We start from the raw sequence: 14,213 nt of genomic DNA on the forward strand, positions 1-14,213 counted from the left end.
GGCCGCCGCAACCGTCAACGGCCCGAGCATCAGAGCACGTCCCGAAGTTCACGAATTACTCCTATATAGACGGTGGGGTCTGACATGGAGTCCGAAGCACAACCGATGGGGCGGCGCGTCGCCTATTGGCGACAACGTCGCGGCATGTCCCAGCAGGTCTTCGCCGACAGGATCGGCAAGTCCAAGAGCTGGGTGGACAAGATCGAACGCGGCGTCCGCCGCCTCGACAAGTACTCGGTCATCACCGAACTGGCCGAAGCGCTCAGCATCGACGCCGGGCAGCTGCTCGGCCGCGAACCCAAACGCCGCCCGGGCTTCGGCGGCTGCCTCGACCAGGGCGAGGTCGAATCCATCCGCCAATCCCTGGAGCGCTACGAACGCCTCGGGCGCTTCCTCGAAGCCGCCCCGATCGAATCCACGCCGATCCCCGAACTCCGCGGCGCCGTCAACTACTGCTGGCTCGCCTTCGAGAAAGGGCACTACCCGGTCGTCGCCCGCTCCCTCATCCAACTCCTGCGCGACACACCCGTCGCCGAGGACCGACCCGTCGGCGGCAGCAGCGCCGACGCCGCCGAACTCATGACGCAGGTCTACCAGATCGCCTCCACGGTCCTGCGCAAACTCGGTGAGGCCCAACTCGCCTGGCTCGCCGCCGACCGCGCCATCTCCGCCGCCAACCGCGGCAACGACCCGCTCCTCGCCGGCATCGCCACCACCCGCGTCGCCAACGCGCTCAGAGCACTCGGACGCCACCAGGCCGCACTCGACCTCAACGTCCAAGTCGCCCACGGCCTCATCTCCGAAACCGGCGGAGAGACCTCAAGCCCAGCGGAGATCAGCGTCTACGGCGCCCTCCTCCTCCAAGGCGCCATGGCCGCCGCGCTCGCCGGAGACAGCACCACCAGCGGCGACCTCCTCGACAGCGCCTCCCGGGCCGCCAACATCCTCGGACGCGACGCCAACTACTACTACACGTCCTTCGGCCCGACCAACGTCATGCTGCACCGCGCCGCCGCCTTCGTCGAACTCGGCGAAGGCGCCGACGCACTCGCCGTCCACGACAGGATCTCGCCCGTCGCGCTCGCCGACCTCGTCGCCGAGCGGCGCGCGCACCACCACCTCGACATGACACGGGCATGCGTGCAGGTGGGGGACATGGCGAACGCCGGTCGGCACCTCGTGACCGCCGACCGCCACGCGCCCGCCGAGGTGCGCTGCCGCCCGATCGCCATCGAACTCATCGACCAGATCCTGCACCGCACCAAGGGCGAGCCCGCCCAAGACCTGCGCCGCCTCGCGGAGGAAGTGGGCGCTCTGAACTAGCCGCCATCGGCAGCACCGGCAAACCGCTAGCCAAATTTGCGGCTCGCAAGCAGCCTCGGCGAGGCTTGCGAGCCGTAAATCAGCATTGCCGAGCGCGGGTCGGTGTCCGGAGCCACGCTGCTCGAGCTCCGGACACCGCCTTCGAGTCGAATCGACTCGGACACCGCCACTCCCGAACCCGCAGGACAAGCCCTAAACTGCAAAGATGCGCACGCTCAGCGAGATCACCGCTGCACTCGACGACCTGTACCCGCGCCACTGGGCCGAGGAATGGGACCGAGTAGGCCTCGTCTGCGGCCGCGGCGGCAACTCCGTCCGCAAGATCCTCTGCGTCGTCGACGTCGTCCCCGCCACCGTCATCGAAGCCATCGAGAACGACTGCGACCTCATCGTCGCCCACCATCCCCTCCTCCTGCGCGGCGTCTCCAGCCTCGACCCCGCCGCCGACTACAAGGGCGACCTCGTCCACACCCTCATCGAGTCCGGCATGGGCCTCTACATCGCCCACACCAACGCCGACGTCGCCAACCCCGGCGTCTCCGACGCCCTCGCCGACCGGCTCGGCCTCGTCGACCTCAGGCCCCTGCGCCCCCTCACCGAACCCGAGCACCACGGCTCCGGCCGCGGCATCGGCCGCATCGGCCGCCTCCCCGCACCGCTCACGCTCACCGCGCTGGTCGAACGCGCCGCGAAAGCCCTCCCGCCCACCGTCAGCGGCCTCCGCGCCGCCGGCGACCCCGACCGACAGATCAGCACCGTCGCCGTCTGCGGCGGCGCCGGCGACTCCTACCTCGCCGCGGCCACCGCGGCCGGCGCGAACGCGTACCTCACCGCCGATCTGCGCCACCACCCCGCCAGCGAACACCTCGCCCGGAGCGGCCCGGCACTCATCGACGCCGCCCACTGGGCGACCGAGCGACCCTGGCTCGATATCGTTGCCGAGCAACTGTCCCGTCTGGTCGACGACGTCCTCGTCTCCGACCTCGACACCGATCCGTGGACCATCCACCAGAAACCCGGGGTGAACTAGGTTGAAAGCCGACCTTTTCGATCAGCGCCGACTGCTCGAACTCCAGGCGGTCGACACCCAGCTCACCCAGCTGGGCCAGCGCCGCAAGAAGCTCGACGCCGACCCCGCCTACGCGACCGCGGTCCAGCGCCAGCGAGCCCTCGCCGACAAGGCCGCGAACCTCACCGGCGACCTCGCCGACCTCGACCGCGACATCGAACGCGTCGAACGCGAGGTCGAGCTCGTCACCAAGCGCGCCGACGCCGACCGCGCCCGCATGGCCTCCGGCTCCGCCACCGCGAAGGAACTCGAAGGGCTCCAGAGCGAGCTCGAATCCCTCGCCCGCCGCCAAGGCAGCCTCGAGGACGACGAGCTCGAGCTCATGGAGCGTCGCGAAGGCCTCGAAGCCGAACTCAACGAGACCCGCCGCCAGGTCGAGGAATCGCGCCAGGTCCTCGCCGACGCCGAGGCCGACCGCGGACGCCAGCTCGGCGTGATCGAGACCGAGACCGCCGACGCGACCTCCACCCGCGAAGCGCTCGCCATCAACATCCCCGACCGGCTCGTCGAGCTCTACGAGCGCATCCACGCCAAGCAGCCCATCGCCGCCGCCGAACTCGTCGGCCGCCGCTGCGGCTCCTGCCGGATCGAGAAGTCCCCGGCCGACATGATCCCGATCAAGTCCGCCCCCATCGACGAAGTGATCCGCTGCGAGGAATGCAACTGCATCCTCATCAGAACCGAACTGCCCCAATCGAAGCCGACCACGCTTCCGTCTGAGGACGAGCTCAAGAAGTACACCTAGGCCACGAACATGAAAGGGGCGGAACGCATAGCGTTCCGCCCCTTTCCATTCAAGTCCGTAATAAGCGATATGTCCGCCCGGGGATCCGGCCTCGGCGAAGCTTGCGAGCCGTAAACTTGCAGGGCTTAAAACCAGGTCGCGCGTGTGACAGGTTGTAGCCCTTGCGGCTCACGCTTTCGGGCGGAACCCGCTCGCACTAAGCCTTGCTGAACGCGGCCCAGCGCTCGACCAGTTCCGTCGCCTTGCCGTCATCGACGGCCTGCGCCGCCAGAATCAAGTTCGACTCCAGCAGGCCGCGACGGATCTTCTCGTCGTGCAAGTCCACGCCCTCGATCAGGCCCTGCCTCGACGCCAGCGCCGCGGCCGCGTTGATGAGCACCGCGTCCCGAACCGGCCGGTTCCCACCCGCGAACACCTCGCGAGCGACCCGCGTGTTGAACTCGATGTCCCCGCCCTTGAGCGCCTCAGGACCGGCCTTGACCAGGCCGAACTCCTCGATGTCGATCGAACCCTGCGAGACCCGGCCACCCGAGGCGATCCACTCCGACGTCGTCGACGACGTCGAGATCTCGTCCAGTCCGTCGTCACCGCGCACCACGAACACCGAAGCGCCGCGCGCCGCGAAGACCTGCGCCATCAGGGGCGCCTTCACCGGGTCCGCGCAACCGATCAGGCCCGCCGCCGGTTGGCCCGGGTTCGTCAACGGCCCCAACAGGTTGAACACCGTCGGAATCCCCAGCGCCGCCCGCACCGGACCCGCATGGCGCATCCCGGGGTGGAACGTCCGCGCGAAGCAGAACCCGATGCCGATCTCCCGCACCGAAGCCTCGACCCGCTCGGCCGTCGCCTCGAGATCCACGCCCAGCGCCTCGAGCAGATCCGCCGACCCGACGTTCGAAGACGCGGAACGGTTGCCGTGTTTGATGACCGGCACGCCCGCGGCCGCCGCAACGATCGCCGCCATCGTCGAGATGTTCACCGAGTTCGAGCCGTCGCCGCCCGTGCCCACGATGTCGACCGCGACACCCAGGTCCGTCAGGTCCAGACGAGTGGTCTCGGCCAGCATCCGCCCCGCGATCGCGCCGATCTCCTCGGGCGTCTCACCCTTTGAACGCAGCAGCACCGCGAACGCCGCCAACTGCGCCGGATCGGCGTTGCCCGCCATGATCTCAGCCATCGCCCAGTCGGCGCTGGCCTCGTCGAGATGGTCGCCCTGCGAAAGGCGGCCGAGGACGTCAGGCCAGGTCGCACTAGACATAAGGACTCCTGTTGGGGGAGGTTCAGGCGGCGCGCTGCGCCGGCGCCACGCCTTCTGCGCGGCTGACCAGCAAGTCTACAACCGTCTTCCCCGTTGTCACGGGGTTAAGCGGGTGCATCAGCACCGCATCAGCCCGCGACCACGCCGCCAGCCACCGGTCGGCGGCCCGCGCCACAACGACCGCCAGCGTCGGCGGCTCGTCGAACTCGTCGCGCAACTGCCGGGCGATGCCCAGCCCGCCCGCGGGCTGCGCCTCCCCGTCGAGGAGCACGAGGTCGACGGCGTACTTGTCGATCAGCGACACCGCCTCGTCGTACTCGCCGGCGACGGCATACTCGATCTTCACACCCTCCACCGGCTCATCACCGATAGCCGAGCGCATCTGTTCGATGACTTCGGGTCGATGGCTGTAAAGCAGGACGGCGTACTCGGTCGTTGAGGTACTCACGCTTCGCATATTAAACCGGCCACACTGAAATGGGAAGACCGGCGCGGCCACTTCCGTCGGACACGACGCCTACAGTGGCCGAACCTGGAATGACCTGGGCACTTGATGTGAGAAGCCTGGGAGCTTACCGCCGGCCGACACGCGCGAAAAACACACCCCATGCGCAGCTTGAGCCCGCCGGGCCGTAATAATGTGCGCGTGACTGCCGCCGAAGCAACTATCGACCCCAGCCGTATCCACTCACTGACGCGGCCCAATGTCGTCAGTGTCGGCACCATCGTGTGGTTGAGCAGCGAACTGATGTTCTTTGCGGGCCTGTTCGCGATGTACTTCTCCATCCAGGCCGCCGCGCCCGACATGTTCGAGGCCGGGTACGAGCACCTCACGATCCCTTACGCGCTCGTGTTCACGGTGATCCTCGTGGCCTCCTCGATCACCTGCCAGCTGGGCGTCTTCGCCGCCGAACGCGGCGACGTCTACGGCCTCCGGCGCTGGTTCGCCATCACGTTCATCATGGGTCTGGTGTTCGTCCTCGGCCAGGTCAACGAGTACCGGAACCTGGTCGCCGAGGGCCACTCCATCTCGGCCGACGGCTACTGGACGATGTTCTACCTGACCACCGGATTCCACGGCCTGCACGTGACCGGCGGCCTCATCGCGTTCATCGTCTACCTCATCCGGACGACGATGGGGCGCTTCAACCCCGCCCAGGCCACCGCGTCCATCGTGGTGTCCTACTACTGGCACTTCGTCGACGTGGTCTGGATCGCGCTGTTCGCCGTGATCTACTTCCTTCCGATGGCCCAGTACTAAAACACTGAAGCCGGTTCGCCGAAACTGAACCGGCCCACAGCAAGTCAGGCCCCGGCCCAGCGCCGGAGCCGCATCCGAGAAATGCGACGGCCGCCCCCCGGAGGCGACCGCCGGCCGAACCGGGACCACAACGGGCCCGGTCCGGTCCGAGAGCTAGATAAAGGTGAGGCAACAACCGTGGCTGCATCAGCGAAACGCCGGCGAGGCTGGCGCAAGCGCCTCGGCGCGCTGGCCAGGTTCACCGGCGCACTGGTCATCGTCGGAGGGCTCTACTCGGCGTTCTCCCCGAGCCTGTACGCCCAGGAGGCCGAGTCCAACGCGATCGACTCCGAAGCCGTCAAAGGCCAGGAGCTGTACGACACCAGCTGCATTACCTGCCACGGCGATAACGGCGAGGGCGTCGACGGACGCGGACCGAGCCTCATCGGCGTCGGCTCCGCGGCCGTGGAGTTCCAGGTGAACACCGGCCGCATGCCGATGGCCGCGCAGGGCGCGCAGGCCCCCAGCACGAACTACCCGGTCTTCACGGAAGAGGAAGCCGAGTGGCTCGGGGCTTACATCGAGTACCTCGGCGGTGGCGCCGGCGTGCCCGACGACCTCCAGGCGATGGTCGACGAGGCCGACGTGGCCGAGGGCGGCGATCTCTACCGCGTCAACTGCTCCTCCTGCCACGGCTACGCCGGCGGCGGCGGCGCGCTCTCCTCCGGCGCGCACGCCCCCTCGCTTGAGGGCGTCAGCGACGAGGAGCTCTACCAGGCGATGCTCACCGGCCCGCAGAACATGCCGGTGTTCGCCGACAACGAACTCACCCCTGAGCAGAAGGCCGAGATCATCGCCTACGTCCAGTACCTCGTGAACGAGGACAAGGACCCGGGCGGCGTGTTCGCTCTCGGCCGGTACGGACCGGCCACCGAAGGACTGGCCATCTTCCTGGTCGGCATGACCGCGCTCCTGCTGACCACGCTCTGGATTGCAGGTAAATCGTGAGTGCCCACAACGACAGTGCCCCGAACTCGCCCGAACCGGTGGACCTGAACAACCCGAAACTCAGCCGCTTCGAGGTCTACAAAGAGGGCCTGCGCCGCGACGACATCGAGATCATTCACTACGAGCCGCGCTTCGCGAAGCCGGGGACGAAGGCCGAGAAGCGCATGGAGCGCATCGTCGGCGGCCTGTTCCTGTTCTCCGGCCTGTTCGCGACCGCGTTCGTGGCGGCCTACATCTTCTGGCCCTGGGAGTACGAGGGCGCGGCCAGCTGGCGCGACCTCCAGACCTGGTACACGCCGGTCCTCGGGACGACGCTCGGACTCTCGCTGCTGCTGTTCGCAGTCGGCGTGCTCACCTGGGCGAAGAAGCTGCTCCCGATCGAGGAGCTCATCCAGGACCGCCACGACGGCGGCTCCCCTTCGGACGACCGCAAGATCGCCGAGGCGACCGTGGACAACATGGTCGAGGACATGGGTCTCAAGCGCCGGCCGTTCCTGGTGAAGGCCGCCCTCCTGGGCGCCGCGCCGCTCGGCCTGGCCGCCATCGCCCCGCTGGGCGCCCTCATCAAGGACCCCGGCGACATGCTCACCGTCACCGGCTGGAACGCCGAGAAGCACAACGACGGCGAACCCGTCCGCTTCATGATGAAGGACGGCGCCCTGGTGCGGCCCGACATGGTCTCGGTCGGCGGGCAGATCACCGTCTACCCGGCGATCGACCACGGTGCGACCAACCAGTTCCCGACCTCGCCCGTCCTGCTGATCCACCTGCGGGAGGCCGACGCGGCGGTGCTGCGCGGCAACCTGTACCCGATGTACCAGGACGTCGAGGCCCTCTGGGGCAACTTCGTCGCGTACTCGAAGATCTGCACGCACGTCGGCTGCCCGACCAGCCTCTACGAGCAGCAGAGCCAGCGCCTGCTGTGCCCGTGCCACCAGTCGCAGTTCAATGTGGTGGACAACGCCGCGCCGGTCTTCGGCCCGGCCACGCGGCACCTGCCGCTGCTGCCGTTCACCGTGGACGACGAGGGCTTCTTCATCGCCAAGTCGGACTTCCTGGTGCCCCCGGGGCCGGCGTTCTGGAACCGCCCGTCCCTCCCCGAGGAGGATGAGAAGTGAAACGCCGCAAAGGCACGAGCGACAGCCTGCTGACCAAGGCGGGCGGTGAACTCGACGACCGCTTCAAGCTCGCGATCCCCGGTCGGATCCTGTTCAACAAGGTCTTCCCGGACCACTGGTCCTTCCTCCTGGGCGAGATCGCGCTGTTCTCGTTCATCCTGCTGCTGCTCTCGGGCACCTTCCTGGCGCTGTTCTTCGAGCCCTCGATGGTCGAGGTGACCTACAACGGCGCGTACGTGCCGCTGCGGGGCATCGAGATGTCGCAGGCCTACGCCTCCGCGCTCGACCTCTCGTTCGAGGTCCGCGGCGGTCTGTTCATGCGCCAGATGCACCACTGGTCGACGCTGCTGTTCATGGCGTCGATCCTGATCCACATGCTCCGGATCTTCTTCACCGGCGCGTTCCGCGCGCCGCGCGAGACGAACTGGATGATCGGCATCGTGCTGTTCTGGGTCGGCTTCTTCGAGGGCTTCTTCGGGTACTCGCTTCCCGACGACGGCCTCTCGGGCACCGGCCTTCGCATCATGGAGGGCATGACCGAGTCGATCCCGTTCATCGGTCCCTGGGCCTCGGCCGCGCTGTTCGGCGGTCAGTTCCCGGGCACCAGCGTGATCTCGCTGCTCTACATCGTGCACGTGTTCGTGTTCCCGCTGATCCTGCTGGCGCTCATCACGGTCCACGTCGGGCTCGTGTTCGCGCAGAAGCACACGCAGTGGCCTGGACCGGGACGCACCGAGCACAACGTGATCGGCTTCCGGATGTTCCCGAACTACGTCATGAAGCAGGTCGGCTTCATGCTGTTCATCTGGGGCGTCCTCGGGGCGATGGCGGGTCTGTTCCAGATCAACCCGATCTGGCTGTTCGGCCCGTACGAGGTGTCGGTCGTGTCGTCGGCCTCGCAGCCCGACTTCTACGTCATGTACCTGGACGGCCTCATCCGCCTGTTCCCCGCTTGGGAACTGCGGATCCCGCCGTACTTCACGCTGCCGCCGGTGTTCTGGCCGGGCATCGTGGGCATGGGCCTCTCCGTCGTGCTGCCGCTGCTGTACCCGGCGCTGGAGCGGCGGTTCACCAAGGACCGCGGCCACCACAACCTGCTGCAGCGTCCGCGCGACAACGCGGGCCGCACGAGCCTCGGCGTCATGGTCGTGGTCTTCTGGATCATCGGCGTGATCTCCGGCGGCAACGACGTGTTCGCCGAGAAGTTCGACATCAGCCTGAACGCGATGACCTGGGCCGGCCGCATCGGACTCGTGGTCATGCCGATCATCGCGTACTACGTGACGTACCGGATCTGCCTGGGCCTCCAGCAGCACGACCGCGAGGTGCTGGCGCACGGCCTGGAGACGGGCATCCTCATGCGCGACCCGAACGGCCGCTTCTACGAGGTGCACCAGCCGCTGGCCGAGCCGGACGAGCACGGCCACACCGAGCTGGAGTACAACGGCTGGGTGGTGCCGAAGAAGATGAACCGCGTCGGGGCTCTCGAGGCCGCCGACAAGGGCTTCTTCAAGTCGATCGAGGAGCCGTCGGAGGACGGCCGCGTCGAGAGGCGCGACGAGATCGAGTCGGGCAAGCACTAAGCGCGAGCGTTCGAGGCGGGGCCGCACCTTTCGGTGCGGCCCCGCCTTTTTCGCGGTCTCAGGCGTGCAGGGTGGGCTTGTAGACGAGCTCTTGGATGCGGCCGTCGAGCGTCCGGGTCTCGAGGAGTTCGAGGTCGAAGTCCGCCGCGCCCTGGAAGATCGGGTCGAGTCCGGTCTGACCGGTGATCACGGGGAAGAGCGTCACTTGGACGCGGTCGACCAGACCGGCGGCCATCAGCGCCCGGTTCATCGAGAGGCTGCCGTGCGAGCGGAGCGGGACGTCGGACTCCTCCTTGAGCCTCGCGACGACGTCGAGGGCGTCGCCGCTCACGAGCGTCGCGTCCGGCCAGTCCAGGGGGCCTTCGAGCGTGGTCGACACGACCGTCGCCGGGAGGTTCGTCATCTTGGTGACCCACTGGTCGTGGATGGACTCTTCGGTGGTCGAGGCCAGGATCTGTACGAACGCCCGGTAGGTGTTGGCCCCGATGACCATCCGCTGCTCCTGGTCGTACTGGGCGAGGCGGTGGTCGAGCAGCTCGGGGCCCTGCTTGCCCCAGTAGCCGCTCCAGTTCCCGCCGGCGGCGCCGAACCCGTCGAGACTGGAGAAGACGTCGAATGTGTAGGTGGCGGTCATGCTGTGCTCCTCGATCGCAGTGCAATGCGTATGCCAGTACCGACTGGATAGCACGGCGAAACTCATCGCGGCGGAGAAGCGGGCCCTAGCGGGGTCTTAGAAGCGGTCGACGGTGGTGATGAGCTTCTCGGCGAGTTCGTCGGGGTCGAGCTTCTCGCGGGCGAGGGCGAGGTAGAGGGAGTCGAGGTCTGGATAGCCCAGAGATGACGCCACACCGTGGAGCGGTTGTTCCCCAGCCAGTCCGCGCCCGCGGGCGATCAGGGAGCGCCACAGGCGGTTCTTTCCGGCCTTCAGTTCGTCCTCGAAGCGCTGCATCGGGATGATGGGGAGTTCGCCGGTGGAGTCGCCGTCGTCGGCCGAGCCGAGCCAGTCGTTGATGTGGAGTTGGGCCTCGGGGGTCTTCGCGTGGTCGAGCCACTGCTTGGAAGGGCCGTAGGGCTGCTCGGTGGTGAGGACGAGTTCGACCGTGTCGCCGTCGCGCAGGCTCTGGGAGAGCGGGGCGATCTCGCCGTTGACGTACGCGGCGATGAGGCGGTGGCCCTTGGAGGGGCCCGAACAGTAGGCGACGTCGACCGGGGTGGAGGCCTTGGGGACCATGAGCTGTTCGCCGTCGCGGGTGAACACGAGGATGTCCTGGTCGGCGAGGTCGCAGCGCAGCGAATCGAGGAACTGGCCGGAGTCGGCTATCTCATGCTGCCAGTCCAGGAGGCGCTGAAGCCACGGCAGCTGGATCTCGACCGGGTTGGCCCCGGACTGGCGCAGGCCCGCGACGATGCCGACCTCGGCGGTCTCGTGCATCTCCTTGGTGCGGATCAGGAACTCGACGGTGGTGTCGCCGGGCCCGGCGACCGCGGTGTGGATCGACTGGTACAGGTTGAACTTCTTGGCGGCGATGAGGTCGCGGAACTTGCCGCCCACGGGCTTCCATACCTTGTGGATCGCCCCGAGTGCGGCGTAGCAGTCGGTCGCGGGACCGTCGACGACGATGACCAGGCGCGGCGGGTCGGCCGGGCCGGTGCCGGGGTGCTTCTGCATCTCGCGGTAGATCGAGTAGGGGTGCCGGGGCCGGTCGAGGAGGCGCGCGGTGACCTTGAAGTCGCGCAGGGCCCGCCGCACCTGCGGGGCGATGACGGCGACCTGGCGGTCGCGGTCGGACTCGGAGCCGAGGTGCTCCTTGATCTTCTGGAAGATCTCGGGTTCGAGGGTTTCGAGGACGATGTCCTCGAGCTCGCGCTTGATGACGTACAGGCCGAGGCGGTCGGCGAGGGGGATGAGGACGTCTTTGGTGGCCTCGGCGATGCGGATCTGGCTGGGGCGCTTCTTGAACTTGATGGTCCGCATGTTGTGGAGGCGGTCGGCCAGCTTGATGACCATGACGCGGATGTCGCGCCCTGCGGTGAGCACGAGCTTGCGGAAGGTCTCCGCTTCGGCGGCGGAGCCGAGGTGGATCTTGTCGAGTTTCGTGACGCCGTCGACCATGACGGCGATCTCGTCGCCGAAGTCGCCGCGGAGGGCTTCGAGGGAGTAGCTGGTGTCCTCGACCGTGTCGTGGAGGAGCCCGGCCGCGATGGTCGCGGTGTCGACGCCGAGCTCGGCGAGGATCGTGGCGACGGCGATCGGGTGGGTGATGTAGGGCTCGCCCGAGCGGCGGGCCTGGCCGCGGTGCATCTGCTCGGCGATGCGGTAGGCGCGGCGGACCAGGAGCATGTCGGGCTGCTCGCAGTGCGCACGGTGAGCAGCTTCGAGCTGCGCCACTTTGCCCGCGAGGTCCCACGGATCGTCAGGTTTGGCAGATCGAGTAGCGGAAAGCAATGCGCGCAACATGAAAGCCTCCGATGCCCAAGGTTGACCGCATTCTAGATGTACAACGATTCTTGGAGAGAATCGACACTAGACACTGTCGGATTTCGGCAGGGCCGCCGCTACCGGCGGATGACACACAGTACCCGCGCGGGCGGGTTCGAGGAAACCCCAAGCGCCGCAGATGGATGCGAGACGACTCACGTCCGATTCGCCGGAAAGCGTCCGTCTCAGGGGATGGCACTGTGGGTTCGCTTGGGACAGCGGAGGGTCGGCAGGCGCGTCTCAGGATGTGGTCGGCGCGGTCCCCCGGGGTCGGGTGTGTCGGGGCGGAACCGCCCCCGGTTTCGCGCGGTCAACGAGGCCGCGAACTGCAACGCGCGGGGGGCCCGGTCGTGCTGATCGATGCGAGGAACATCTCGCGGCGGTGCCCGCGGTGCGGGCACACCGCCAAGGCCAACCGTCCCACCAGAGATCATTTCGCCGGCGTCGGCTGCGGACTCGCTGGGCCCGCCGACCAGGCAGCCGCGGTCAACGTCCGTGACCGCGCACGCACGACTTGGGCTTTCGTCAATACGCCTGTTGTCGCCGACACGCCGCAGCCAACGGCGGACACGAGCGACAAACCCCGGACCTCAATCCGGAGTAGTTGACCGTTCGCCGGTGGAGCGGCGCCAGGGCGCCGGGTTGTGGGGGATGGCGCCGTTCCAGCGTTCGGCGCCGTCGAGGCGGCTGGCCCAGGCGTGCTCGACCATGACGAGCCGCACGTCGGGGCGGCCGAGCCATTCGAGCAGGAGGCGGGTCTCGGCGGCGTGGGCGGCGTCGACGACGTCCTCGACGGGCTCGACCACGCGCGAGGTCTCGCGGAGCTTCGCGATGTGCGGCATCGGATCGGCCCGCGGAGGCGTGCGGGCGGCCCCGGCGAGGAGGCCGTGGCGGATCACCGCGATCTCCCAGCCGCCGCCCTTGGCGCGGCCGGCCGCGACGATCTCCCCGGCCGCCACGAGGCTCCTGGTGCGGTGCGTGGCGGCGGCCAGCTGGAGGAACGCCCCGAGCTCGTCGCGCTTCTCGGCGGCGGTCTCGAAGCGTTCGGCCTCAGAGAGCTCCGCGAGCCGCTCGGCGACCGCCTCGGCGATCGGGGCGGGGTCGTCGTCCATGGCCCGTGCCGCGCGTTCGGCGATCGCGGCGTACTCCTCGACCGAGACGCTGTGGCGGCAGGGCTCGGCGCACTTGCCGATCTCACCGAGCACGCAAGTGGAGGACGTCCGCTTGGGGGACAAGCGGGTGCGGCACGAGCGGATCGGCAGGGCCGCCTCGATCGCGCTGATCGCCGCCTGCGCCTGCGTGCCCGAGGCCGGGCCGAGACGCGGGGTGCCGGGGGCGGGCGGGTTGCGGGAGATCTGGAGGCGCGGGTAAGGCTCGTCGGTGAGGCGCACCCAGCTGCGGTGCTCAGGGTACTTGGCGGCCCGGTTGTACGGCGGTTTGCCGCCTGAGATGAGCCGGAGCTCCGCGATGCCCGCTTCGAGCCGGTGGGCGCATTCGACGACCTCGATGCTCTCGGCCGAGGCGAGCATGTCGCGCAGGCGGCGGCGCTGCTCGGCGGCCGAGAAGTAGCTGCGTACGCGCGTCGCGACGTCGACCGAGACGCCGATGTAGAGCGCCCGGTCGTCGGCGTCGCGGAAGATGTACACGCCCGGGGCGTGCGGCAGCCCGTCGGCGAGGTGGCGCTTGCGGCGCTGCAGCTCAGAGGGAATGGCCCGGCAGAACTCGACGAGTTCGGCGTCGGTGTCCACCCCGTGGCCGGAGGCGCGCTCGATGAGGGCGTGCAGGACGGTGACGGTGGCGCGGGCGTCGTCCAGGGCCCGGTGGTTCGGGGTCACCGGTGAGCCGAAGAACCGCGCGAGCGTCCCGAGCCGGCGGTTGGGGACCTCGCTCTTCTCGGTGAGCCGCCGGGCCAGGACGACCGTGTCGACCACGGGCGGGCGCGGCCAGCGCGTGTCGGTCAGTTCGCAGGCGTGGCGCAGGAACCCGATGTCGAAGCCGGCGTTGTGGGCCACGAGGGTGGCGCCGCGCGCGAACTCGAGGAACGCGGGGAGGACCGCTTCGATGGCGGGGGCGTCCGCGACCATCTCGTCGGTGATGCCGGTCAGGCGCGTCACCCGCGGGTCGATGGACTCGCCGGGGTTGACGAGGGTGCCGAACTCGGCGACGACCTCGCCGCCCTTGACCTTCACGGCGCCGATCTCGGTGATCCCGCACGCGTCGGCGGCCAGGCCGGTGGTCTCGAGGTCGACGACGCAGAACGTCACCTCGGACAGCGGGGTCCCCAGGCTGTCGAGGGTCGGCTGGGTATAGCCGGACTCGTCGGGATCAGCTCGGTCTCTGGTCAAAGACCGGTCGCTCTCGGCGGCGCCGCTTCGGTACATGTACGCAAC

At 68.4% G+C, this 14,213-nt stretch carries 13 protein-coding genes; 8 read left to right on the plus strand and 5 right to left on the minus strand.

The features are described from left to right. Positions 1–84 precede the first annotated feature (84 nt). From ACFO8M_RS17495 to ACFO8M_RS17505, 3 genes are all read left to right on the plus strand, one after another. Positions 85–1,323 carry a helix-turn-helix domain-containing protein gene (locus ACFO8M_RS17495; protein WP_387977892.1) on the plus strand — a complete coding sequence of 413 codons (1,239 nt, stop codon included), beginning with the start codon at positions 85–87 and terminating at the stop codon, positions 1,321–1,323. Positions 1,324–1,528: 205 nt separating this feature from the next. Beyond that, positions 1,529–2,353 (plus strand): Nif3-like dinuclear metal center hexameric protein, encoded by an 825-nt coding sequence (locus ACFO8M_RS17500; protein ID WP_387977893.1) that lies wholly within the window; start codon positions 1,529–1,531, stop codon positions 2,351–2,353. Position 2,354: 1 nt separating this feature from the next. After that, a complete protein-coding gene (locus tag ACFO8M_RS17505; protein WP_387977895.1) occupies positions 2,355–3,137 on the plus strand; it encodes a zinc ribbon domain-containing protein in 783 nt (260 codons plus the stop codon). A gap of 196 nt (positions 3,138–3,333) precedes the next feature. Here ACFO8M_RS17505 and trpD read toward each other — a convergent pair whose 3' ends face one another. Both trpD and ACFO8M_RS17515 read right to left on the minus strand, forming a co-directional pair. Beyond that, the gene (trpD, locus tag ACFO8M_RS17510) at positions 3,334–4,395 is read right to left on the minus strand and encodes an anthranilate phosphoribosyltransferase (RefSeq protein WP_387977896.1); all 1,062 of its coding nucleotides are present in this window, start codon (positions 4,393–4,395) and stop codon (positions 3,334–3,336) included. Between the two features lie 22 nt (positions 4,396–4,417). Next, positions 4,418–4,777: a hypothetical protein gene (locus ACFO8M_RS17515; protein ID WP_387978122.1), complete on the minus strand. Its 360-nt coding sequence runs from the start codon at positions 4,775–4,777 to the stop codon at positions 4,418–4,420. A gap of 264 nt (positions 4,778–5,041) precedes the next feature. Here ACFO8M_RS17515 and ctaE point away from each other — a divergent pair, with 264 nt between their 5' ends. The 4 genes from ctaE (at position 5,042) to qcrB (ending at position 9,344) form a co-directional block, all read left to right on the plus strand. Next, entirely contained in the window at positions 5,042–5,656 is a 615-nt protein-coding gene (ctaE, locus tag ACFO8M_RS17520) for an aa3-type cytochrome oxidase subunit III (RefSeq protein WP_387977898.1), read from the plus strand. A 177-nt stretch (positions 5,657–5,833) separates the two neighbouring features. After that, entirely contained in the window at positions 5,834–6,643 is an 810-nt protein-coding gene (qcrC, locus tag ACFO8M_RS17525) for a cytochrome bc1 complex diheme cytochrome c subunit (RefSeq protein WP_387977900.1), read from the plus strand. Continuing rightward, a complete protein-coding gene (gene qcrA / locus ACFO8M_RS17530; protein WP_387978124.1) occupies positions 6,637–7,761 on the plus strand; it encodes a cytochrome bc1 complex Rieske iron-sulfur subunit in 1,125 nt (374 codons plus the stop codon). Before qcrC ends, qcrA begins: the two co-directional genes overlap by 7 nt. Then, positions 7,758–9,344 (plus strand): cytochrome bc1 complex cytochrome b subunit, encoded by a 1,587-nt coding sequence (gene qcrB / locus ACFO8M_RS17535; RefSeq protein WP_387977902.1) that lies wholly within the window; start codon positions 7,758–7,760, stop codon positions 9,342–9,344. Before qcrA ends, qcrB begins: the two co-directional genes overlap by 4 nt. Before the next feature lie 58 nt (positions 9,345–9,402). On the opposite strand, the gene ACFO8M_RS17540 is transcribed toward qcrB, so the two are convergent. Both ACFO8M_RS17540 and ACFO8M_RS17545 read right to left on the minus strand, forming a co-directional pair. Next, positions 9,403–9,978, minus strand: coding sequence for a dihydrofolate reductase family protein (locus ACFO8M_RS17540; RefSeq protein WP_387977903.1), 576 nt, complete (start codon positions 9,976–9,978; stop codon positions 9,403–9,405). Between the two features lie 96 nt (positions 9,979–10,074). After that, positions 10,075–11,685, minus strand: coding sequence for a RelA/SpoT family protein (locus ACFO8M_RS17545; RefSeq protein WP_387977905.1), 1,611 nt, complete (start codon positions 11,683–11,685; stop codon positions 10,075–10,077). Between the two features lie 383 nt (positions 11,686–12,068). On the opposite strand from ACFO8M_RS17545, the gene ACFO8M_RS17550 reads away from it, so the two are divergent. Beyond that, complete coding sequence (locus ACFO8M_RS17550) at positions 12,069–12,431, plus strand: zinc ribbon domain-containing protein (RefSeq protein WP_387977907.1); 363 nt, start codon at positions 12,069–12,071, stop codon at positions 12,429–12,431. Here the strand turns inward: ACFO8M_RS17550 and ACFO8M_RS17555 are convergent. Further along, positions 12,414–14,204 carry a DEDD exonuclease domain-containing protein gene (locus ACFO8M_RS17555; RefSeq protein WP_387977908.1) on the minus strand — a complete coding sequence of 597 codons (1,791 nt, stop codon included), beginning with the start codon at positions 14,202–14,204 and terminating at the stop codon, positions 12,414–12,416. The two genes, ACFO8M_RS17550 and ACFO8M_RS17555, sit on opposite strands and share 18 nt — an antisense overlap. Positions 14,205–14,213 lie beyond the last annotated feature (9 nt).

This window comes from Glycomyces rhizosphaerae, from assembly GCF_042647865.1.
Taxonomy (GTDB): domain Bacteria; phylum Actinomycetota; class Actinomycetes; order Mycobacteriales; family Micromonosporaceae; genus Glycomyces; species Glycomyces rhizosphaerae.